The sequence below is a fragment of the Brevundimonas sp. genome, from assembly GCF_036659295.1.
GTDB lineage: Bacteria > Pseudomonadota > Alphaproteobacteria > Caulobacterales > Caulobacteraceae > Brevundimonas.
Window position 1 is genome coordinate 1 of the sequence record NZ_JAVXCU010000033.1, and the last position, 21,288, is coordinate 21,288.

General features: G+C 60.8%; 23 protein-coding genes. 12 read left to right on the forward strand and 11 right to left on the reverse strand.

Going from position 1 to position 21,288, the window contains the following annotated elements:
- On the forward strand, positions 1 to 1,275 hold a 1,275-nt coding region (locus RSB01_RS07800; protein ID WP_332625266.1), incomplete at its 5' end, for a sulfatase-like hydrolase/transferase.
- Positions 1,276 to 1,356: 81 nt separating this feature from the next.
- Here the strand turns inward: RSB01_RS07800 and RSB01_RS07805 are convergent.
- Positions 1,357 to 2,517 carry an alpha/beta fold hydrolase gene (locus RSB01_RS07805; RefSeq protein WP_332590741.1) on the reverse strand — a complete coding sequence of 387 codons (1,161 nt, stop codon included), beginning with the start codon at positions 2,515 to 2,517 and terminating at the stop codon, positions 1,357 to 1,359.
- 6 nt (positions 2,518 to 2,523) lie between these two features.
- On the reverse strand, positions 2,524 to 3,111 hold the full coding sequence (locus RSB01_RS07810; RefSeq protein WP_332590742.1) for a VOC family protein: 588 nt from the start codon (positions 3,109 to 3,111) through the stop codon (positions 2,524 to 2,526).
- 124 nt (positions 3,112 to 3,235) lie between these two features.
- Here RSB01_RS07810 and RSB01_RS07815 point away from each other — a divergent pair, with 124 nt between their 5' ends.
- From RSB01_RS07815 to RSB01_RS07825, 3 genes are all read left to right on the forward strand, one after another.
- A complete protein-coding gene (locus RSB01_RS07815; protein WP_332590743.1) occupies positions 3,236 to 4,528 on the forward strand; it encodes an acyl-CoA dehydrogenase family protein in 1,293 nt (430 codons plus the stop codon).
- Positions 4,529 to 5,008, forward strand: a complete 480-nt coding sequence (locus RSB01_RS07820) for a MaoC family dehydratase (RefSeq protein WP_332590744.1) — start codon at positions 4,529 to 4,531, stop codon at positions 5,006 to 5,008.
- A gap of 120 nt (positions 5,009 to 5,128) precedes the next feature.
- On the forward strand, positions 5,129 to 5,632 hold the full coding sequence (locus tag RSB01_RS07825) for a flavin reductase family protein (RefSeq protein ID WP_332590745.1): 504 nt from the start codon (positions 5,129 to 5,131) through the stop codon (positions 5,630 to 5,632).
- A gap of 136 nt (positions 5,633 to 5,768) precedes the next feature.
- Here the strand turns inward: RSB01_RS07825 and RSB01_RS07830 are convergent, their stop codons facing one another.
- Positions 5,769 to 7,379, reverse strand: a complete 1,611-nt coding sequence (locus RSB01_RS07830) for an AbgT family transporter (RefSeq protein WP_332590746.1) — start codon at positions 7,377 to 7,379, stop codon at positions 5,769 to 5,771.
- A 279-nt stretch (positions 7,380 to 7,658) separates the two neighbouring features.
- Between RSB01_RS07830 and RSB01_RS07835 the strand changes: the two genes are divergently transcribed.
- Positions 7,659 to 8,705, forward strand: coding sequence for an NAD(P)-dependent alcohol dehydrogenase (locus RSB01_RS07835; protein ID WP_332620169.1), 1,047 nt, complete (start codon positions 7,659 to 7,661; stop codon positions 8,703 to 8,705).
- 56 nt (positions 8,706 to 8,761) lie between these two features.
- On the opposite strand, the gene RSB01_RS07840 is transcribed toward RSB01_RS07835, so the two are convergent.
- Positions 8,762 to 9,244: a DUF3617 family protein gene (locus RSB01_RS07840; protein ID WP_332589994.1), complete on the reverse strand. Its 483-nt coding sequence runs from the start codon at positions 9,242 to 9,244 to the stop codon at positions 8,762 to 8,764.
- Positions 9,245 to 9,496: 252 nt separating this feature from the next.
- Here RSB01_RS07840 and rpmB point away from each other — a divergent pair, with 252 nt between their 5' ends.
- The 3 genes from rpmB (at position 9,497) to RSB01_RS07855 (ending at position 12,780) form a co-directional block, all read left to right on the forward strand.
- Positions 9,497 to 9,793 (forward strand): 50S ribosomal protein L28, encoded by a 297-nt coding sequence (gene rpmB, locus RSB01_RS07845; protein WP_332620170.1) that lies wholly within the window; start codon positions 9,497 to 9,499, stop codon positions 9,791 to 9,793.
- A gap of 117 nt (positions 9,794 to 9,910) precedes the next feature.
- Positions 9,911 to 11,593, forward strand: a complete 1,683-nt coding sequence (locus RSB01_RS07850) for a M1 family metallopeptidase (RefSeq protein WP_332589996.1) — start codon at positions 9,911 to 9,913, stop codon at positions 11,591 to 11,593.
- A complete protein-coding gene (locus tag RSB01_RS07855) occupies positions 11,593 to 12,780 on the forward strand; it encodes a serine hydrolase (RefSeq protein WP_332589997.1) in 1,188 nt (395 codons plus the stop codon). The genes RSB01_RS07850 and RSB01_RS07855 overlap by 1 nt, the downstream gene beginning before the upstream one ends.
- Positions 12,781 to 12,782: 2 nt before the next feature.
- Here the strand turns inward: RSB01_RS07855 and RSB01_RS07860 are convergent, their stop codons facing one another.
- Positions 12,783 to 13,448, reverse strand: a complete 666-nt coding sequence (locus tag RSB01_RS07860) for a carbonic anhydrase (protein WP_332589998.1) — start codon at positions 13,446 to 13,448, stop codon at positions 12,783 to 12,785.
- A 306-nt stretch (positions 13,449 to 13,754) separates the two neighbouring features.
- On the opposite strand from RSB01_RS07860, the gene RSB01_RS07865 reads away from it, so the two are divergent.
- The gene (locus RSB01_RS07865; protein ID WP_332589999.1) at positions 13,755 to 14,672 is read left to right on the forward strand and encodes a hypothetical protein; all 918 of its coding nucleotides are present in this window, start codon (positions 13,755 to 13,757) and stop codon (positions 14,670 to 14,672) included.
- 96 nt (positions 14,673 to 14,768) lie between these two features.
- Here RSB01_RS07865 and RSB01_RS07870 read toward each other — a convergent pair whose 3' ends face one another.
- The 3 genes from RSB01_RS07870 to RSB01_RS07880 all read right to left on the reverse strand — a co-directional run bounded on the left by RSB01_RS07870 (position 14,769) and on the right by RSB01_RS07880 (position 16,810).
- Positions 14,769 to 15,338 (reverse strand): HNH endonuclease, encoded by a 570-nt coding sequence (locus RSB01_RS07870; RefSeq protein ID WP_332590000.1) that lies wholly within the window; start codon positions 15,336 to 15,338, stop codon positions 14,769 to 14,771.
- Positions 15,339 to 15,480: 142 nt separating this feature from the next.
- On the reverse strand, positions 15,481 to 16,125 hold the full coding sequence (locus tag RSB01_RS07875; RefSeq protein ID WP_332590001.1) for a trimeric intracellular cation channel family protein: 645 nt from the start codon (positions 16,123 to 16,125) through the stop codon (positions 15,481 to 15,483).
- 10 nt (positions 16,126 to 16,135) lie between these two features.
- Positions 16,136 to 16,810, reverse strand: a complete 675-nt coding sequence (locus tag RSB01_RS07880; RefSeq protein ID WP_332590002.1) for a DNA-3-methyladenine glycosylase — start codon at positions 16,808 to 16,810, stop codon at positions 16,136 to 16,138.
- 96 nt (positions 16,811 to 16,906) lie between these two features.
- Between RSB01_RS07880 and RSB01_RS07885 the strand changes: the two genes are divergently transcribed.
- Positions 16,907 to 17,476, forward strand: coding sequence for a hypothetical protein (locus RSB01_RS07885; RefSeq protein WP_332590003.1), 570 nt, complete (start codon positions 16,907 to 16,909; stop codon positions 17,474 to 17,476).
- 24 nt (positions 17,477 to 17,500) lie between these two features.
- Positions 17,501 to 18,364: a tRNA glutamyl-Q(34) synthetase GluQRS gene (gluQRS, locus tag RSB01_RS07890; protein ID WP_332590018.1), complete on the forward strand. Its 864-nt coding sequence runs from the start codon at positions 17,501 to 17,503 to the stop codon at positions 18,362 to 18,364.
- A gap of 73 nt (positions 18,365 to 18,437) precedes the next feature.
- Here the strand turns inward: gluQRS and RSB01_RS07895 are convergent, their stop codons facing one another.
- Complete coding sequence (locus tag RSB01_RS07895) at positions 18,438 to 18,641, reverse strand: cold-shock protein (protein WP_332590004.1); 204 nt, start codon at positions 18,639 to 18,641, stop codon at positions 18,438 to 18,440.
- 187 nt (positions 18,642 to 18,828) lie between these two features.
- Positions 18,829 to 19,986, reverse strand: coding sequence for a serine hydrolase domain-containing protein (locus RSB01_RS07900; RefSeq protein ID WP_332590005.1), 1,158 nt, complete (start codon positions 19,984 to 19,986; stop codon positions 18,829 to 18,831).
- 113 nt (positions 19,987 to 20,099) lie between these two features.
- Between RSB01_RS07900 and ppk2 the strand changes: the two genes are divergently transcribed.
- Positions 20,100 to 20,885, forward strand: a complete 786-nt coding sequence (gene ppk2 / locus RSB01_RS07905) for a polyphosphate kinase 2 (protein WP_332625269.1) — start codon at positions 20,100 to 20,102, stop codon at positions 20,883 to 20,885.
- Here the strand turns inward: ppk2 and RSB01_RS07910 are convergent.
- On the reverse strand, positions 20,882 to 21,196 hold the full coding sequence (locus RSB01_RS07910; RefSeq protein WP_332590007.1) for a hypothetical protein: 315 nt from the start codon (positions 21,194 to 21,196) through the stop codon (positions 20,882 to 20,884). The two genes, ppk2 and RSB01_RS07910, sit on opposite strands and share 4 nt — an antisense overlap.
- Between the last annotated feature and the right edge of the window lie 92 nt (positions 21,197 to 21,288).

Sequence of the window (21,288 nt, forward strand, 5' to 3'; positions counted from 1 at the left end):
TGGCATCTGGCCAAGCTGGCGACCAGCGACCAGAGCTTCCAGCGCTTCTATAATGACACGACCGACGCCATGGAGCCGTTCGGCTTCTCGGATTACAATTTCAACGGCGAGGAAATCGGCCTGACCTGGGCCGGATACCGCACCGACCGCCACGTCACCGGCGACGCCGCCATGCTCATCAGCGAGTTTGCCAAGCCGCAACGCCGCGAGGACAAGCCGTGGTTCCTGTGCGTCAATCTGGTGAACCCGCACGACATCATGTTCTATGACGCGACGGGCGAGCAGTCGGAAACGCGCGATGTGCGCAATCTGGCAGGCCTGATGCGCGCCGAGCCGGGCGATCCGCTGTACCAGACCGATCTAGGCATGCCCTTGCCGCGCAGCTTCTATCTGGACGACCTGTCCACCAAGCCCGAAGCCCATCGCGGCATCTCGGCGCTGGATGTAAAGACCTACGGGGCCATGCCGCGCGAGAATGAAACGGCATGGAAGCGGTTCTACAACTATTACTGCAACTGCCTGCGTGATGTGGACCAGAACATCCTGACCCTGTTGTGGGCGCTGGAGAATTCCGGCCAACTGGACAACACCATCATCGTCTATACCTCCGACCATGGCGAGCGGGCCGGTGCCCACGGCATGCGCCAGAAGGGCGGCACCGCCTATAAGGAAGAAACCAACGTGCCGATGTTCATCGCCCACCCGCAAGGGGCGCGCGGTGTCACCAGCACCACGCTGATGGGAGCGGTCGATGTGGCCCCGACCCTGCTGGGTCTGGCCGGAAAGCCGGAAAGCTGGAGCCGCAGCCAGTTCCCGCAACTGGTCGGACATGATGTCTCCAAGGCCGCATTCGATCCGGCCTTCAGGGGGGAGCGCGACCGCCTCGGCCACCTGTTCAACTATGGTGTGATCCTGTCGTGGGACCGTCTGAACACCAGCTATACGGAAGCGCCCGTCTGGGACCTGTCCAAGCGCCGCGCCCACCGTGGCGTGTTTGACGGCCGCTGGAAGTTCGTGCGCTATTTTGCCCCGTCCGAGCACCATATGCCGCGCAAGTGGGAGCAGTTGGTCGCCCATAACGACCTCGAGCTTTACGACACGCTCAATGATCCGGACGAGCTGGTCAATCTGGCCAACCGTCCGAACCAATACCGTGCCGAGATCGAGCGTCTGAACGCCATGGTCAATGCGCTGATCGACAAGGAGATCGGCGAGGATAATGGCTCCGAATTCCCCGGGCCGGTCGAGCGCTACAACACCCTGACCTTGGCCTAACCTCCAAAGCTCCAGACCATAAAAAAGGGCCGGTGCGGATATCCGCACCGGCCCTTTGCACATTGCCGTCGACGAGGGGAACTAGCCGAAGGTTTTGTGCATCCAGTCCTTGAACAGGATGGCGGCCTCGACCGACTTGTCCTGTTGTCCGGTATAGTAGTGGTTGGCGTCCTTGATGATGGCGTGTTCCATCGACTTGGCATTGGTTGCTGCGGCCATCAGGCGTGCGGCGTGGCTGGGCGTGCAGGCGTCGTCGGCGCTGTTTTCAATGACGATCATCGGCACGGTCACACGCGGCGCACAGCGCAGGCCGTCGGCCTGACTGTCATCATACGACCATTGCGACAGCCATGAACGTAAGGTCGAGAAGCGGGCCAGACCGACAGGGCCGTCATTCACGACCTCTGGCACGCCCAACATACAGTGGTTGGGCTTGCGGTCGCTCGGCTCCAGCGTGGCATCGATGAAGCGCGGATCGGCCATCGTGCCCTGAACCACAAAGCCGCGCTCGTGGTTGTGCTTGCCCTGTGCCTTCAGCTTGGCCAGTTCGTCCTTGACCCATGCGGTGATGCGGCGGTTACGGGCGATCTGGGCGGCACGGTAACGCTCGATATATTCGGCGCTATAGGGCGGCTGGTTCGGGTTGGCCGGATCATAGATGTTCAGTTCCGGATTGCGATCATAGGGCTTGGTCTCGTCGGTGATCGACGGGTCAATCCACTCGGTCAGGGTCAGGTTGCGCGACAGGTGCGCCGCCAGCAGCGCCACACCGTCTGCCGGAATCAGGTTGGCCTTGGTCAGGTCAATCGGGTCACCCGCAGGGGTGTGGGTCACGGTCGGGTTCTCGGCTTCTGCCTGATAGAACAGCGACAGGGCACCACCGCCGGACCAGCCGCCGAGGATCACCTTCTTGTAGCCGAGGCGCTCCTTGGCATCACGAATGGCGGCGCCCAAATCCAGCGCCACCTTTTCCATCACCAGAGCATTGTCGATGCCACGGAAACGGCTGTTGGCATAGATGACGTGCAGGCCCTGTTTGGCCAGCGCCGACACGAAGGGCAGCCACGAACCGCCGCCGATCGGGTGCATGAACACCACCACCGTATCGGATTCTGTTTCCGGCTTCAGATGGTGGGCCTCGATGGCGACAATGCCCTCGGCGCCGCCATAGGTATCCTTGAACTGGGCCTCTTCCTTGAAGATGACCAGATACGGGGTGCGGGTATATTTTACTTTGGTCACGCTGGGTTATCCGGCCAGTTCTGATTGAGGCTTGCCGCGCTTGTCGATGGCGGCCGCGCCAAATTTGGCTTCTTTTTCCGCACGGGTTTGTGCGGTCCACGTCTTGAGCAGTTCAGGCAGGGCCGCCCCCTCCTCGCCCAGAATCTTGTCGTGGTCAGCAGTGCGGCAGGTGATTTCGACCTGAATACCGTTGGGGTCGTACATATAGACCGAGCGCACGAAATGGTGCTCGACAGGCCCCAGCGCGCTGACGCCGTGCGAGCGGATACGCTGTTGCATTTCCAGCATGTGGGCTTCGTCGCGCGCCTCGATAGCGATGTGCATATCGAAGCTGTCCTTGCGCGCGAACCAGTCCGGATCGGCGGTCGAGGGCGCATCGAAGAAGGCAACGAAATTGCCGTCTTCCAGCTCGAAGAAGATATGCATGTACGGCACCGGATCGCCCAGTCCCGGCACCTCGTCCAGCACGATACCGGCGGACGCCTTCAGGCCCAGAACATCTTCGTAGAACCAGCGCGTCTGCTCGGCATCGCGGCAACGGAACGCACTGTGGTGGACCCCTTTGAGGCCCGATTGGGTGATCTGACTGGACATATCCCCCTCCCTTTCATGTTCGTTTTCTTGTTCTTCACTCCATACCCGCCCGCAGAGTTTGTCAAATTGCTTTACGTTATTTTCCTCTCGGCCTAGGCTGTGACCAACAAGAGGAGGAGCGCACATGGATTTCGATCTGCCCGCAGAAATCACCGACTATCTGGCCGAACTGGATGCCTTCATCGAGGCCGAGATCGTGCCGCTGCAAGCGCAGGACGATAACGAGCGCTTCTTTGACCACCGCCGTGAATGGGCGCGTACCGACTACGATAATGGCGGCCTGCCCCGCCATGAATGGGAAGAGCTGCTGGGCGTCGCCAAGGCGCGCGCCGACAAGGCCGGTCACCTGCGCTTTGCCCTGCCCAAGGAGTTTGGCGGCAAGGATGGCTCCAATCTGGCCATGGCCGTGATCCGCGAGCATTTCGCCGCCAAGGGTCTGGGCCTGCACAACGACCTGCAGAACGAGCACTCGATCGTCGCCAACTATCCGCAGGTGCTGATGTTCCGCGACTTCGGCTCGCAGGAACAAAAGGACGAGTTCATCGGCGGTATGCTGGATGGCAGCCGCTCGATCTGTTTTGGCCTGACCGAACCCGAACACGGCTCGGACGCCACCCACATGGAAACGGTCGGTTTGCGCGAGACCCGTGACGGCGTCTCCGGCTGGCTGATCAATGGCGAGAAGATGTGGACCACCGGCATGCACGTGGCCACCCACGTCATGGTTTTTGGTCGCACACAGGGCAAGGCCGGTGATGCCAAGGGCATTACCTGCTTCATCGTGCCCGCCGAGGCCGAGGGCGTGAAGGTCGAGGAATATCTCTGGACCTTCAACATGCCGACCGACCACCCGCGCGTCAGCTTCACCAATGTTTGGGTGCCGGACTGCAATGTCTTCGGTCCTGCCGATGCCGGTCTGGAACTGGCCCAGCATTTCGTGCACGAAAACCGCATCCGTCAGGCGGCGTCGTCGCTGGGCGCGGCTGATTATTGCGTCAAGGAAGCCGCAAAATATGCCCGCGAGCGCAAGCCGTTCGGCAAGCCCCTGGCGGTCAATCAGGCCATCCAGTTCCCGCTGGTCGAACTGGCCACCCAGATCGAGATGCTGCGCCTTCTGATCCGCAAGACGGCATGGCAGATGGACCGCATGTCCAAGCCGGACGTGGCCAAGCTGCTGTCGGACCGCGTGTCCATGTGTAACTACTGGGCCAACCGTCTGGTCTGCGAAGCGGCTGACACCGCCATGCAGGTTCACGGCGGCATGGGCTATTCGCGCCACAAACCGTTCGAGCACATCTATCGCCACCACCGCCGCTATCGCATCACCGAGGGTGCCGAAGAGATACAGATGCGCAAAATCGCGGCCTGGATGTTCGGCTTTGCCGGTCCCAACAAGGTCGCGCGGGAGCAGGCGTAATTGGCCGCCGCTCCGCTCGTTATTGCCTTTGACGACATGCCGTCACTGGCAGGGCGTGCGCTGGGGTCATCGCACTGGATCGAGCTGGATCAGGGTCGCATCAATCTGTTTGCCGATGCGACCGACGATCACCAGTGGATCCATATCGACGAGGAACGCGCCCGTGCGGAGATGGGATCAACTATCGCTCACGGCTTCCTGACCCTGTCACTGCTGCCGCGCCTGATGGACGACGTGATCCGCTTTGAAGGGTCAGGCAAGATGTTGAATGTGGGCGTTAATCGCGTCCGCTTCGTCTCGCCTGCGCCCAGCGGATCGCGCGTGCGCCTGACGCAAAGCGTGGTGTCGGTCGAGGCACGCGCCGGTGGCTGGCAGCTGACCACCGACTGTGTGATCGAGGCCGAAGGTCAGGACAAACCGCTATGTGTCGCGCAAAGCGTCATGCTGGTCCTGCCCCCTGTCGAGGCCGTGGCTGCCTAAGCTATTTAGTAAAGCTACTTGACAATATCTGTTCCTGATCCATCATTGTTACGGGCGCAGGATCGGGAACAGATCAGGCCCGCACCGCGCCGGTCCGGCGTGTCTGGGAGGAACAGAACCATGGCCCATGCCAATACGGCTATCATTGCCGACGATCTGAAGGATGCCCTGCGCAATCTTGTGCGCTCGGTCGTCGTGGTCACCGCCCGCCATGAAGGCCGCGCCTATGCCATGGCCGCGACCGCCATCAGCGAAGTCAGTATGGACCCGCCCTCCATGCTGGTCTGCATCAACCGCAACAACGCCATTTTCAATGCCATCGACGCCGGATGCGATGTGGTGCTGAATGTTCTGGGTCAGGACCATGAGGCTGTCTCGCGCGCCTGTGGCGGCGGTCGCAAGGGCGACGAAAAATTCGATATCGGTGCATGGGATATTGCCACCGATGACCAGCCTCCTGCCCTGCGCGATGCCTTGGCGGTCATCCACCTGAAACAGGCCAATACCCTCGATCACGGCAGCCACCGCATCGTTATCGGCGATGTGCAATCGGTCCAGCGGCCATCCAGCACCACACCGCTGGCCTTTATGGGCGGGCGTTATGTGCAACTGGATGCCGCCTGACACGTTTTACAGGGGCATCCGCTTTTAGTCGCGTAAAGCAGCCTACTCCCAGAGGCTGTTTTGTACCCTGTACCGCGTAACAAAAACCCCGCCCTCCGTAAGGAAGGCGGGGTTTCTTGTTCACAGCGGATGGCTGTTAGCCAAGGCTATAAAAGGTCGGCGCGCCCGGTCCGACCGGCATACCCAGCGCAAACACCCAAACGAAGAAGAAGATCGTCCAGACGATGGTGAAGAAGATCGAATAGGGCAGCATCATCGCGATCATGGTGCCGATGCCGACCTTTTTGTCGTAGCGCACGGCCCAGGCGAGGATCAGACCGAAATAGCTCATCATCGGGGTGATGATGTTGGTCGTGGAATCCCCGATACGGTAGGCCGCCTGAATCAGCTCGGGCGAATAACCCAGCAGCATCAGCATCGGCACAAATATTGGTGCCGTCATCGCCCACTGTGCCGAGGCCGAACCGATCATCAGGTTCACAAAGCAGCAGATCAGGATGAAGCCGATAAAGATCACCGGCCCTGTCAGGCCAAGGGCTTCGAGCGTCTGGGCACCCTTAACGGCTGTGATCGAGCCCAGATTGGACCAGTTGAAGAAGGCTACAAACTGGGCCGCGAAAAAGATGATGACCAGATAAAGCCCCAGCGAGCCGAGGGACTTGGCCATGCCGTCAATGACATCGCGGTCGTTCTTGATGGTGCCGACCACCTTGCCATAGGCCCAGCCCATGGCGAGGAAAAACAGCAGAATCCACACCGCAAACCCGCTGAAGAAGGGCGAACGCATGGCGTCGCCGGTCACAGGATCGCGCAGAATGCCCCATGACGGCACCACGCTCAGCAGCATAACCGCCAGCACACCCAGCAAGACCAGACCTGTAACCTTCAGGCCCTTCTTCTCGATGCTCGTCAGTGGCGAGGCTGCCGCCCCGTCCAGCGCCGTCGGGTCGGCATCGTCAGGATTATAAGCCCCCAGTTTCGGCTCGACGATATAGGTGCTGACGGCCCAGCCGACTGCGGTGACAAGGAAGGTCGATGCTGCCGCAAAATACCAGTTGGCCGTCGCCGTCACCGCATAGGTCGGGTCAATCAGACGCGCCGCTTCTTCGGTAATACCGGCCAGCAGCGGGTCGATCGTACCGATCAGCAGATTGGCCGAATAGCCGCCCGAAACACCGGCAAACGCCGCCGCCATACCGGCCAGCGGGTGACGCCCCAGCGAGTAGTAAACCGCACCGGCCATCGGGATCAGGACCACATAGCCCAGTTCCGACGCCGTATTGGACATGACACCGGCAAACACGATGACCACGGTCACCACATTCTTGGAGGCCCCCAGCACCATGCCACGCACAGCCGCCGACAGGACGCCGGACTTCTCGGCTACGCCGATACCCAGCATGGCTGTCAGAACCACGCCCAGAGGCGCAAAACTGGTAAAGTTGGTGACCAGACTGCTGAAGATACGGCGAATACCGTCTGCACTCAGAAGCGATACCGCGCGGATCATCCCGTCATCGGCACGCCCCGAAGCCCCGACAGGACGCGGATCTTCGACCGCCACACCTAGCCAGCCGAAAAGACCCGACAACAGAACCATGCCCGCCGCCAGAATGAAGAACAAAGTCACCGGATGTGGCAACAGGTTCCCCAGCCATTCTACGGTGTCGAGAAAACGGGTGAACGCATTGCGCTTGGGCGCTGGCGGTTGGGCCTTACCGGCCCCTGCATGCTGGGGTTCCGTCATACATTATCCTTGGCGGAGCTGTTTTTTGTGAAAGTCGGCCTTCTATCCCCCAAAGGCGTCCCAAAACGCTTTTCAACTTTCAAGCGCAAAAAACAACGCGTCGCCTTGTCGCTGCCTTAAAATCGGTCGCCTACGCGGCCCCGCGCCCGAAAATGCGGGTCACAAAAGAGCGAGACTGTGTTTTCGCCCTGTGAATACTTTTACACTGCCCCGTCCAGACCCATATCCACGCTGCCCCGATTGCGCGGCCGTTCTTCTACACAAACCTATGAGCCTCCCATGTCCGTCAAAGCCTATGGTGCCACCGCCGCCAACCGTCCGGTCGAGGCCATCGAAATCCCGCGCCGCGATGTGGGCGCACACGATGTGCAGATCGAAATCGATTATTGCGGCATCTGCCATTCAGACCTGCACACGGTGCGTGGCGAATGGGGGGCGGTGAACTTCCCCTGCGTGCCCGGTCACGAGATCGTTGGCCGCGTCTCGGCGGTGGGAGCATCGGTCAGCCGCTTTAAAGAAGGCGACATCGTCGGCGTCGGCTGCATCGTAGACAGCTGCAAGGCCTGCCATTCCTGCGATCAGGATCTGGAGCAGTTCTGCGAAACCGGCATGACCGGCACCTATGACAGCAAGACGAAAGATGCCCCCGGCCATACGCTGGGCGGCTATTCCCAGCGCATCGTGGTCAAGGACGCCTTTGTCCTCAAGGTTTCTCACCCTGTCGAGCAACTGGCCGCTGTGGCCCCGCTGCTCTGCGCCGGTATCACCACATGGTCGCCGCTGCGCCACTGGAATGTTGGTCCGGGCAAGAAGGTCGGTATCGTCGGCATCGGTGGTCTTGGCCATATGGGCGTCAAGCTGGCCCATGCCCTTGGCGCACACGTCGTGGCCTTTACAACCTCGCAATCCAAGGTTCAGGCGGCGCTTGATCTTGGGGCCGATGAGGTCGTCATCTCCAAGGATGCCGCACAGATGAAGGCCCATGCCCGCAGCTTCGACTTCATCCTCAACACGGTTGCCGCCAGCCACAATCTGGATGACTTCACCAAGCTGCTGAAGGTCGACGGCACCATGTGCCTCGTCGGTGTGCCCGAACACGCCCACCCGTCGCCGAGCATCTCGAACCTGATCTTTGGTCGTCGCTCCATCGCCGGTTCGCTGATCGGCGGCATCAAGGAAACGCAGGAGATGCTCGATTTCTGTGCCGCCAACGGCATTGTCTCGGACATCGAGATGGTCCGCGGCGACCAGATCGAGGAAGCCTATGAGCGGATGCTGAAATCCGACGTCAAATACCGCTTCGTCATCGACAACAGCACCCTGTAACAAAAGGCCCGCCGGATCGCTCCGGCGGGCCTTTTCTTTATGGGGGCGTCCCTGCCCTAGAAATATTCCGCATTGGCAGGGCACTGGGCCGAGATTCGGCGGGCCGTGATGGTGGCCGGAATATAGGGCGTGCCGCGTGCCAGCTGCGCCCCGCCATTAAAGCGGAACGATTCGGACTGATAGGTGCCGTTCAGGCGCACATTAACGCGACGGTCCTTGTGGTCCTTGCACACGCCTTCAAAGCGGGCACGACCGTTCGAGGCTTCGCGCACATGATAGGTGCATTGCCATTTGCGGGTCGAAAGGCCGCCAAAGAAGCGGTTGATCTCGCTGGGGCGCACGCATTTCTGCTCGGTATCGCGCACACCAAAAACACTGGTGGTGTACTCCCAATAGCCCGGCAGAACCTCGCTACGGGCAGGCTGCGTCTGGGCTTGGGCGTGCGGCGCAGACGCCGGAGCGGCCAAAAGTGCGCCACCCGCAACCAACGGGGCAGCAACCGCCATCAGGCGAACCATACCGGCAGAGGGCTTTTTCATAAGGTGCATCTTCAAACGGCTCATCATGTCAGTCTATATATATGTGACCATATAAACGGTGCCTGAACGCGAACGATCCCTAATCGTCAGCATTCTTTGACCAAGGAAGAGTCATCTTCATCGCAGACTCGGCTTGACGCGAAGTGAGTCCATCCTTTATACGGCCCCCTCTCGCGTAGGTCACAAGCCTGTGCGCCACCTGTTTTCATGCGTCCGCAAAGTTTGCGCGGATGTGACCTTGAGGATCTTAAGATGTCGCGTCGTTGCGAACTCACGGGTATCGGCCCGATGGTCGGCCACAATGTGAGCCACTCGAACATCAAGACCAAGCGTCGTTTCCTGCCGTCCCTGAAGACGGTCAAGGTGAACTCGGACGCTCTGGGCCAGTCGTTCTCCCTGCGTATCTCGAATGCTGCCCTGCGCACGCTCGACTACAAGGGCGGTCTGGATGTATTCATCGTGAAGGCTCGCGATGAGAAGCTTTCGGCTACGGCCCTGCGCATCAAGCGTCAGGTCAAGGCCAAGCTGGCTGAACAAGCCGCTGCCTAATCAGCACTGCTGATTTTGAAGTTTTGAAAAGGCCGGTGGAAACACCGGTCTTTTTCTTTGCCTGTTTCCAAGGCTCGGCTAGGCTTCCGTCACCGGATTTGGACGGACCTGTATGCTATGCGCCTGCCTCTGCTGATCGCCGCTGCGACCTGTGCCCTGATGACGGGCCTACCCCTTTCGGCTTTCGCCCAACAGGCCACCACACCCTTTACCCTGTCCAGCGGCAGCGCTCGCACGCCCGAACAGATGGCTGTGCGCTTCGATGCTGCCGATCTCAGCTTTGATATACGTCCCGAAAGCCGCTCCATCACTGGGCGGGCCATACTGGACTTTACCCCGCTATCGGCGATTTCGGTCCTCGCGCTGGAACTGGATACCCGTTTCAACATCGCCGCTGTCCACCTGAACGGCACGGCGGTTACGAACTGGACCAATCCCGAAGGGCGACTGAACATCCCCCTGCCCCACGCCTTTGGGACCGCAGAGAAAATCCGCATCACCATCGACTATAGCGGCACCCCGCACACCGCCACCCGCGCACCGTGGGACGGTGGCTTTGTGTGGGGCGAATCGAATGGCAAACCGTGGATCGCCAGCGCCGTACAGGGCGAGGGCTGTGATCTGATCTGGCCGTGTATCGATCATCCGATGGGCGAGCCGGAACGGGTCGATATGCACATCACTGTGCCGCAAGGCCTGTCCGCCCCCGCCAACGGCATGCTGACCGGCAAGGTTACGAATGCGGACGGATCAACCACATGGCACTGGTCCACGCGCAACCCCAACACCTATGCCATCAGCCTGAATGTCGGCCCGTTCAAGGAACTGTCGGGCACCTATGACAGCCGCTACGGCAACCACATCCCGCTCTATTTCTGGCCGCTTGAAACCACGCCTGACGACAAGGCCCAACGGCTGTTCAATCAGCTTCCCCTGATGCTGGACTTCTTCGAGGACTGGGTCGGTCCCTACCCGTTTGCCGATGAAAAGGTCGGGGTGGTGGAAACGCCGCACCTTGGCATGGAGCATCAGACCATCAACGCCTATGGCAACGGCTACAAGCTGGACGGCAAGGGCTATGACTGGCTGATGCAGCACGAACTGGCCCATGAGTGGTTCGGCAACCAGATGACCAATGTGTCGTGGGACGACATGTGGCTGCACGAAGGGTTTGGCACCTATATGCAGCCGCTCTATGCCCGCTGGCTGTATGGCGATCGCGCCATGCAGTCGGAACTGGAAACCATGCGCAAGACGGTCACCAACCGCTTTGCCATGGTGTCAGGCCAGCCTCAGGATGCCGCCACCGTCTATAATGCCGAGACAGGTCCGGCGCTGGACCTCTATTATAAGGGCGCACTGATCGCCCACACCTTGCGGCTGATGATCGGCGACGAGGCGTTCAAGCGCGCCTTGCGCGAACTGGTCTATGATCGCGCAGATCCTGCCCCCGGTAATTTCAAACCGGTTTACCGCACCACCGCCGACTATGTGGCCATCGTAAACCGCATCACCGGCAAGGATATGGGCTGGTTCTTCGACGCCTATCTATATCACGCCGCCCTGCCCGAACTGGTCATGCAGCGTAACGGCGATCAGGTGACGCTGACATGGAAGACCGGATCAGACCTCGCCTTTGAAATGCCTGTCGAGGTCGAGATCGACGGTCAGGCGCAGACCCTGCCCATGCAGGACGGCACCGCCCGCTTCACTACCGATCCCCGTGCCCATATCCTGCTGGACCCACAGTCCAAAATCCTGCGTCGCCTGCCCCATATCGAAGAATGGAAAGCTGCCTGATGCGCCGTCTAGTCTCCTGCCTGCTCGCCAGCGTCACGCTCGCCAGTGTCACGCTCGCCAGTGTCACGCTGGCCGCCGCCACCTCAGTCATGGCGCAAGCCGTCCCGACCGCCGTCGTGGAACTGCCCGCGCTCGAGCGGGCCTCCGAGGTGCTGTTCTGGTCGCAGGACCAGCGCGAGGCCGGATTCCGTGCGATGGACCGCATCGTGCCCCACCGCGCCATTGCGGCGGGCGGCACCGCGCATCCCCTGCCGCAAGGCGAGCCTCTGGCTATAGATGCAGATCGCTTCATCCTTGAGGAAAAGGTGGCGGGACTGCTGGTGCTTCAGGACGGAAAGGTCCGTCTCGAACGCTATGGTCTGGGTTTTGGTCCCGAAGGGCGCTGGACGTCGTTTTCGGTTGCCAAGTCCCTGACCTCGACACTAGTCGGGGCAGCGATCAGGGACGGTTTCATCGAAAGTCTGGAAACCCCCATCATGCAGTATCTGCCCGAACTGTCCGGCAGTGCCTATGACGGGGTGACGGTACGACAGCTCCTGACCATGACATCCGGTGCCGACTGGAACGAGGACTATACCGACCCGAATGCCGATGTGGCCCGCTTCTTCGAGCCGCATGAAACCGGCGGCATGGACCCGACGCTGCACTATATGCGCCAACTGAAACGCGCCGCCGAACCCGGCACGCGCTGGCACTATTCAACCGGCGAAACCAATCTGGTCGGTGTGTTGGTCAGCCGCGCCACCGGCAAGACTCTGTCCGGTTATCTATCAGAAAAGCTGTGGCACCCCTATGGGATGGAACAGGATGCCGGCTGGATGATCGACGCTGTCGGTCAGGAAGCCAGTGGCTGTTGCGTCATGGCCAGTCTGCGCGACTGGGGCCGTGTGGGCCAGTTCGTACTGGGCGGCGGCAAGATCGGCGACACCGCCATCCTGCCCGAAGGGTGGTTGGCACAGGCCACCACCAAACAGGCCGATTATGGCGAAGCCGGTAAAGGTTATGGCCTCCAGTGGTGGACCAATGACGATGGCCGCTTTTCCGCCAACGGCATTTTCGGCCAGTCGATCAATATCGACCCCGAACGCAAAACCGTCATTGTCATCCTGTCAGCATGGCCGACTGCCACGGGCCGCTCGCCCGCGCGCGAGGCCTTCCTGAAACAGGTGGCCGAGGCGCTGGACTAGGGTCAGACGATAACCACCTGCCCTGTGTTCAGGTCATAGACTGCACCGATAACCGCCAGCTCGCCCGCGTTCACGCGGGCGGACAGGATCGGTTCGGAATGGACCAGACGGCGCACATTATAGCGCACATTGGCCACCACAGCCCGCTCTTCCAGATGCGGTGCCTCGCTGAGCATTTCGCGGGCGATGCCCGGCTTCATGTCGCGGATCAGGTGCTGGATATGGCCCGGCAGGATGTTCTGCTCGCGCAGTACGCCCAGTGTCGCGCCCACGGCACCGCAGCCTGTATGGCCCAGCACCACGATCAGCCGCGTCTTTAAAAGCTCGACCCCGTATTCCAGACTGGCCAGTCCCTCGCCGGTGACGAAATTGCCCGCCACGCGTACGACAAACAGATCGCCCGGTGCCTGATCCAGCAACAGTTCCGGCGGTACGCGCGAATCCGAACAGGACAGGATGGCGGCGACCGGCGACTGGCCCTCGGTCAGGGCTGCCCGTTCGGCGGAATAGTCATGCTGTTCGGGGCACCCTGCCAGAAAACGTGCATTGCCGGCCAATAGAGCATCCACCACCGCCTGCTGGGCATCGTCCAGCACCATGTCCGGTGCGTCGACGACGGCGGTCTGCAGTTGCGAAAGCTGGTCAGGGAATATCGGCGTATCGATCATGCCCCACAGTGCCGCATTGCAAAGTCGTTGAAAAGCTACGCTTCCAGCTCGATGCCCCAGTACAGATAGTCGATCCAGCTTGTGTTTGCAGTTACACAACGAACTGAATGTCACTCAGTGATACTGTGAACGTCCTGCTCTGGACGTAATGTGACAGGCTCGGATCGACCCATTGCACCAGTTCGGCATGTCTGCTTTGGAGAGGCGGTGACAATTCCAAGGTTAACACGCAAAACAGCGCTACTTGACTTGACCAAGCCCGCTTAAGCGGACTTAGTTGGTGCCCTTTACAACCGGAGCGCCAGAATGCTTATCGCCCTTTTGTCGACAATGCTTCTTCAGGCCGCACCGGTAGCTCATCCTGCGACGCCACAGCAATTCCGGGATCGACGCTCGAGTTATGTTCAGGGGACACTGAACGTTGCGGCCGGTGAGCGCGCCACTCTGCGCCAGAATGCTGATGGCACCTATGACTTAGTGCGGGTCGACCGCATCGAAGTGCAAGACGTTCTGCCACCAACGGACGGATCGAGCGCGGCTATCAACGAGGCGAGCGCCGGGACTCTTCGGTTCAGCCTACACGGCCGCCGGGACGTCGGCTCTCTGCTCAAGGTCGAGAACAGCCAGCCCGCTGGGCTTGCCTACTCAGCGTTCATCGTTCGCCAAGTCGGCGGACAGTCGAGAGGTCCCGACGCGACGTCCGTGTGCACGGTTCCGCCTGGAATGGCGAACTTTGAACACTGGCCTGAACCGGTCACGCAAGTTGTCATCGGCGGCCTTCGGCAATCCGATGATGCCTTGCCGACCTGCCCCGCGCACGTTGAAACCATGCCAGAGGAGGCTGTAGACGTATTCGCCACAGAGGGTGAACACCTCGGGCGTTTATCGACATTATTCGCGTTGTGTGAACCTTATTACGCCGTCGATATTACCTTTGGGCACCGACTAGCAGCGGATTTCGAGCGGAGGTCGCAAGAGGCCGGGTGGACCGCAGAACGGCGAAGCTCCGCCTATGCACGCGGTCGCGATTTGGAACGAGCTGACGTTGGCGTCATCATGGATCTGACCGGGGTAACGCCTCAGCAGGCGCGTCGCCAATTGCGCAATATGTATCCTCGTCTGAAGGCCCGCTGCCAATATCTCGCCCAGCAAGTCCCTGGTGCAGTCTCAGACGTTGAAGCCGGCAACCGTCTTCTGGACGCAGACGCCCGTCGCTACCGCTAGTGGACGCTCTCCCGCGCTCACTCACCGCGTGCCTTGTGCGATGCTAAGGTCCGCTTTCCACCCTTAGCGGTCGTTCGAAAGGTCCGCTAATAGGCACTAAGCCTCCAGTTCGATGTCCCAATAAAGGTAATCGATCCAGCTCTTGTGCAGGGTCTGGGGCGGGAAGCGTCTTCCGGCCTGTTGCAACTGCCATGACGAGGGTCGGCCCACCTTGCGGCGCAGCGGCATCTGCGCCTGCATGGGCGTGCGCCCGCCCTTTTTCAGGTTACAGGGGCTGCAGGCCGTGACGATATTGGTCCACGACGTGATCCCGCCCTGCGACCTTGGCAGGATGTGATCGAAGGTCAGGTCCTGCGCCGTGCCGCCTCCGCCGCAATACTGGCAGGCAAAGCCGTCGCGCAGGAAGACATTGAAACGGGTAAAGGCCGGATGGCGGTCCTGATCCACATAGGATTTCAGGCACACCACACTGGGCAGCTGTATCTCCATCGACGGGCTTCGGACCACCTTGTCATAGGTGGCGACCACCTCGACGCGCTCCTGCCACACCGCCTTGATGACCTCTTCCCACGACCAGAGCGATAGCGGGAAATAGGAAAGCGGCCTGAAATCGGCATTCAGAACCAGGGCCGGAAAGCCCGAGGGCGCACCTGTCAGAACCTGCATAACGCAAGCTCCGGCATACGGTGATCTATAGACGCAGCAGGATTGAAGACACGTCTCCTTCCTTCGTCAGGACGAGGAAAGATAGACCTGATTCCCTGTCATCACCATGATTGAAAAATCATGGTTCTTTTACAGTCAAGCTTCAGAAGCGTTGCGGTGCGCTGGGAAACGCCGGCAGGTTCCAGCCCTTGAGAATGGCTCCGGCCCGCAGGGCCAGCCCAGCCACCACGGCCACAGCCACAGCCCACCAGGTCGGCACGGCCATCGCCTTGAGCCCTACAAACACCACCGCCGACAAAAGCGCCGCCGAAATATACAGCTCGCGTCGCAGCAGGATTGACGGCTGGTGCGCCAGAACATCGCGCACAATCCCGCCAAAACAGGCCGTCAGCACACCCATGATCACACAGATCAGCGGAGCCACGCCATAGGATGCCGCTTTTGCCGCGCCCATGACGCCATAGGCTGCCAGCCCGATGGCATCCAGCCACAACAGGGCGCGAAAACGCCATGTACGCGCGCCAATGATCCAGATGGCCAGCGCCGTCACCAGACACACAGCAATATAGCGCCAGTCCGCCACCCAGAAGACCGGTGCCCCGATCAGCAGGTCGCGCACCGTGCCACCGCCCACCCCTGTCAGGGCCGCGAAAAAGGCAAAGGTCACCACGTCATGCTTCTGGCGCGCCGCCGCCAGCGCCCCTGTCGCGGCAAACACCGCCACACCGGCAAAATCCAGCAGGGTCAGAACCGTTTCGGGGCGGGCCAGCTCGGCCGTGGCGCTCATAGGTGTCACATCAATCCTCCAGCGCGACTTCACCGCGCTTTACAGCTCCATACCATCCCCAGAGCAAATGTGCCGCAACCGAACGATGGGGCCGCCATATATCGGCGCGTTGGTAAAAAGCCTTTTCTTTCAGGCGCTCGTCGGCACCCTCGGCCCAGCGCAGTGCCTCTTGCAAGGCGACATCGCCCGCCGGAAACACATCCGTGCGCCCCTCGCAAAACATCAGGAAGGTCTCGGCGGTCCAGCGCCCCACACCCTTGATGGCTGTCAGGGCCATAATCGCCTCGTCATCGTCCAGCCGTTCCAGATGTCGAAAATCAATATGGCCATCCGTCTGGGCACGCGCGATTTCATGACCATAGCGGGCCTTTTGCCCCGACAGACCAAAGGCCCGCAGCGCCTCGACATCATGGGCCAGCACCGCCTCGGGCGTTACGTCTCCCAGTCCCTCGCACACCCGTTTCCAGATCGAGGCCGCAGCCGCCACCGAGACCTGCTGTTCGACAATCATCCGGAACAGGCCTTCAAAGCCGCCGGTCCGTAAGCGCCATTCCAGCGGCGGTGTCTGGGCATGCGCCCGCGCCAGCACCGGATCTTGCCGCGCCAGAGCCTCGCGCTGCTGCGCCATCGCGCGCGTCAACGCCTGCGTCTTGCGCTCCCGCTGTTCGGCGTCACGATCCTGCATGGCCCTGATCCTTTGTTCTCAGGCATGCTTGCCCGTCCTGCCCGACTTGGCAACGGCTGTCGCATATCGGCCATTCATCTTAGCGGTGCTACAAGCATGGCGTTCTATGTCGAGGTTTGCATGTTCCCGACCGCCGCCCTGATCGTCGCCGCCCTATTGCCTGCGCAGCAAAGCGCCGGTCCGCAAGTGAATGCGCCTGTGCCGGCTCTTAACCTGAACGGACCCGAGTTGCTTTATACAGCCACGCGGTCACGCTCACGCTCAAACCCCGCTATGGTTCTGCGTTGTGAAGGCGATCAGGTCGTTATTTTCTTGTCGGGATTGCCGCGAAACGCGCAGGCCACAGTCCACCTTGCCATTGCCGGACGAAACCTGAGCGCCGCCCAAAGCCAAGACGGCACAGCGCGCCTGTCAATGCTGGCCGGACCGCGCACACTGGATGCCCTTAACCACCAAAGCGTGGTCTCGCTGCGACTGGCGGGCCGATCCTATAATCTGAGACAAACCGATGCAGATTTGCGCCAGAGATTTGTACGATCCTGCCGCATGGGCTTTGAAGCCGGACTTGGTGCCCATAATAACCTGCCGCCCGCAGTTCTCGTGCCTTCGCAACAAACCCTGAGCATCCACAAAGAGCCGGTCGACAGCCCTGTGCACCCCCGCTAGCCTTAACGGATGGTATTGCCTGATCTGCCCTTTGTGACCCGTTTTGCGCCCTCGCCGACAGGGCGGCTGCATAAGGGGCATGCCTTTTCGGCCCTGTGCGCCTTTGATGCGGCACGCGAGGCGGGGGGGCGGTTCATCCTGCGGATCGAGGACATCGACCCCACCCGATGCAGGCCGCAATTCGAGGACGGCATCTATGAGGATCTTCGCTGGCTGGGTCTAAGCTGGGAAGAGCCGGTGCGACGTCAGTCCGACCATCTGGCCGACTATGCGGCGGCAGTAGAGACCCTGCGCCAGCGCGATCTGGTTTACCGCTGTTTTCGGACCCGCAAGGAAATCCTCGACGGGATCGGCCATGCCCCGCACGGCATCACCGACGCCGTCCGCCCCGGCCCGCACCCGGCAGACGAGGAAGCCGAACTGCTGCAAGGCGGCAAGCCTTTTGCGTGGCGACTGTCACTGGAGCGCGCGCGCGATGCGATCGGCGGCGCGGCATGGGACACCCTGTCATTCTTCGAGGAAGGTCACGGTCCGGACGGTGAGACGGGCCGTATCCGCGTCCGCCCCGAAATCGCAGGCGATGTGGTTCTGGCGCGCAAGGATGCCGGCGCCGCCTATCATCTGGCCTGTGTGCATGATGATGCCCTGCAAGGCATCAGCCACGTCATTCGCGGTGTGGACCTGTTCGAGGCCACCCATATCCAGCGCCTGATCCAGACCCTGTTCGGATGGCCCGAGCCGGTCTATCGCCACCACCGCCTGATGACCGATGCCGATGGCAAACGCTTTGCCAAACGCGACGGCTCGGTGACGCTGGCGGCGCTGCGTGACGGCGGCCTGACCGCCGAAGCCTTGCGGGAAGACGTCCGCCAGCAAAGGGCGTTCTAGAAAATAAAAAGCGCGAAAGCCGTTGGGCCTTCGCGCTTTTCAGGAACCTTAAAGGTCCGGAGGCAAAAGGTTCTTAGAGAACCTTCAGCTCCACAGCAGCGGTCTTGCCGCGCTGGTTTTCGAGTTCGTACTCGACCTTAACGTTCTCATCCAGACCGGTCAGACCAGCCTTTTGGACGGCAGTGATGTGAACGAAAACGTCCGAACCACCATCGTCAGGTTGAATGAAACCGAAACCCTTGGTCGGGTTGAACCACTTGACCGTGCCGGTCGCCATATTGCGTCTCCGTTGAACGCGTTTTCCAGGCAGACTCCCCGTAGGGACCCCGTCAGCCCATCTGGACAACCTCGTTCGACTAAGGAGCGAGACGCGAGTTTGGACCCCGCGCGATATCCGGACTGCACAAACCTTGTCACTTGGTATTTGCCAGCGGTCAACTGAAATGATTCTGTTATTTTGCGTTCTATGTCAGGGCTTCGATCATTTCCGTCATCAGGACAGAACAGGCCTCGCCGCCGCGTGTCCCGTCATTGGACACCGACACAAATGCCAGTTTTATGACCGGTGCCAGCACGACCGTGGCAAACCATATCGTGTTGGATCCGTTGTGTAACAGGGCCGGTCCACCAGCCCACGGACGCGATCCGGGGGCCAGCCAGCCCAGCGCATAGGTCTCGTTTTCCAGCGGGGTTTGCAGCCGTGTCAGGCTGTCCTGTGACAACCAGCCCGCCTGAAGCATCGCCGCCAGAAACAGTCCGTAATCGGCAAGACCCATATGCACGGTGCCTGCCGGTCCCAGCACCTTGGGATTGTCGGATACGGGGGCATCGGGCCCTATGCTCTGGACATCATCACCCGACCACATATGGCCGTGCGGCTGCGCGCCCGTCGGGGCACCAAATCCGGCCGATGTCATGCCAAGGGGGCCAAACAGCTGTTGCTGCATGACTTCTTCCCACGACAGGCCGGTCACCCCTTCGATCAGAGCACCGACCAGAATATAGTTGGCATTGCCATATGCGTATGTTCCGAGCGGGCCTTCGGGCGCGGCTTCCAAAATACGTCGGGTGAAATCGGCGCGTTGCACCGGCAGAGGCCGCGTATCGATACGCGACGCCATCAGCCACACCCCGTTGACATAACGCGCATCCAGAAGACCCGCGCGGTGGCGCATAAAGTCCTCGACTGTGCGATCCTGCCATCCTGCATGCAGTTGCACATCCAACCCCGCGGCCTGCACCGCCTCGGCCACAGGCATGTCCCAGCGCAACCTGCCCTGCTCGACCAAGCGCGCCCACAGGGCCGCCGTCATCGCCTTGGTATTGGACCCCAGATGCCAAAGATCACCGGCACCAATAGGCGTTTCTTCGCCAGCCACACGCTTGCCGGTCTGGCCTTGCCAGAGCATCCGGCCCTCGCGCCAGACCGCCCCCGCCAGACCCACAGGCGCCGCCTTGGCAAAGGCCGCCTGCAAACCGGCTTCCAGCTTTTCTTCAGTACCTTCGTCTGAAGCGAGTTCTTGATGGCCCTGCGCCGCCAGCGAAACGGACGGCAGGACCGAGGCAGCCAGTCCGCTGGCCATGACGGCTCGACGGCGGGCGCAAAAGCGTGTTTGTTTCATAAGATCATGTTTCGCCTCGTGCGGGACATGGCCAAGTTACAATCCGGTAATGCGACCTTTGCTCGCATCAAGAGTTCTCATGCCCACCGTGTTCAACCGCGAAGGATGCCTCCATGAGTTCCGGCCCCAAGGCAGCAGACAGCAAGTCCAAGGCAGAAAAGTCCAAGGACTATGATGCCCTCTATGACGCCCTGCAGATCCAGATCGTGGAATCGCAGGACTGGGCCATCAAGAACGGCCTCAAGACCATCATCATTTTCGAAGGTCGTGATGCGGCGGGCAAGGACGGGGCGATCAAGCGGCTGACCGAGAACATGGCCCCGCGCCAGACCCGCGTGGTTGCCCTGCCCAAGCCGACCGATCGCGAAACCACCCAGTGGTATTTCCAGCGCTATGTGCCCCACCTGCCTGCGGCGGGGGAAACCGTCATCTTCAACCGCTCGTGGTACAACCGTGCGACGGTCGAGCCGGTTATGGGCTTTTGCACACCGGAGCAGCACCACGCCTTTATGAACGAGGTCGACGACTTCGAGCGCATGCTGACCCATTCGGGCATCATCCTGATCAAGCTGTGGCTGGATATTAGTCGTGACGAGCAGGCCAAACGCCTGAGCGATCGCATTTCCGACCCCATCAAGCGCTTCAAGGTCTCGCCGATGGACAAGGAAGCGCAGGACCACTGGGACGACTATTCCAAGGCCCGCGACCACATGCTGGCCGAGACCCACTATGCCTATGCCCCGTGGACCGTCATCCGGACGGACAAGAAGAAACAGGCCCGCCTGAACGTCATTCGCTATATTTTACAGGTCTGGGGCCGTCCCGGTCTGCACCTGGCCAAGACCGACCCCGACATTGTCTTTGCTGCCGACAAGGCCAAGGGCCAGTTGAACAGCTAGGTTCCGGCTGTGGCGGGCTTGCCGTCCGATCCGGTCATGGTCGCCAGAATGCGGCTGATCTGGTCGGTCGGTCCGGTGCCGTCAGCGGCACTGGCTTCCAGTCTGGACGCCCGAGCGCGCAAGGATTCCATGACCGTATGGCGCGTATTGCCCTCTGGCACGCCCTTTATCTCGGCATGGCGACGCTCCAGATCGGCCACCAGTTCGGTAAATTGGGCCTCGGTCAGCACCTCGCCCTGCTCGAAACGGTTGATGGCTTCTTCTAGGGCTTCTTCCCAAGCCATATCGTGCGCGGTGGCGGTATCAACCATATGCCGGTTCCCTTCAGTAACGGCTCTGCAAACAGCACAGCCTTCACAGAAGAAATGACCACCCTGCCCTGTGGGTTCCGTCCGAAGTGCGC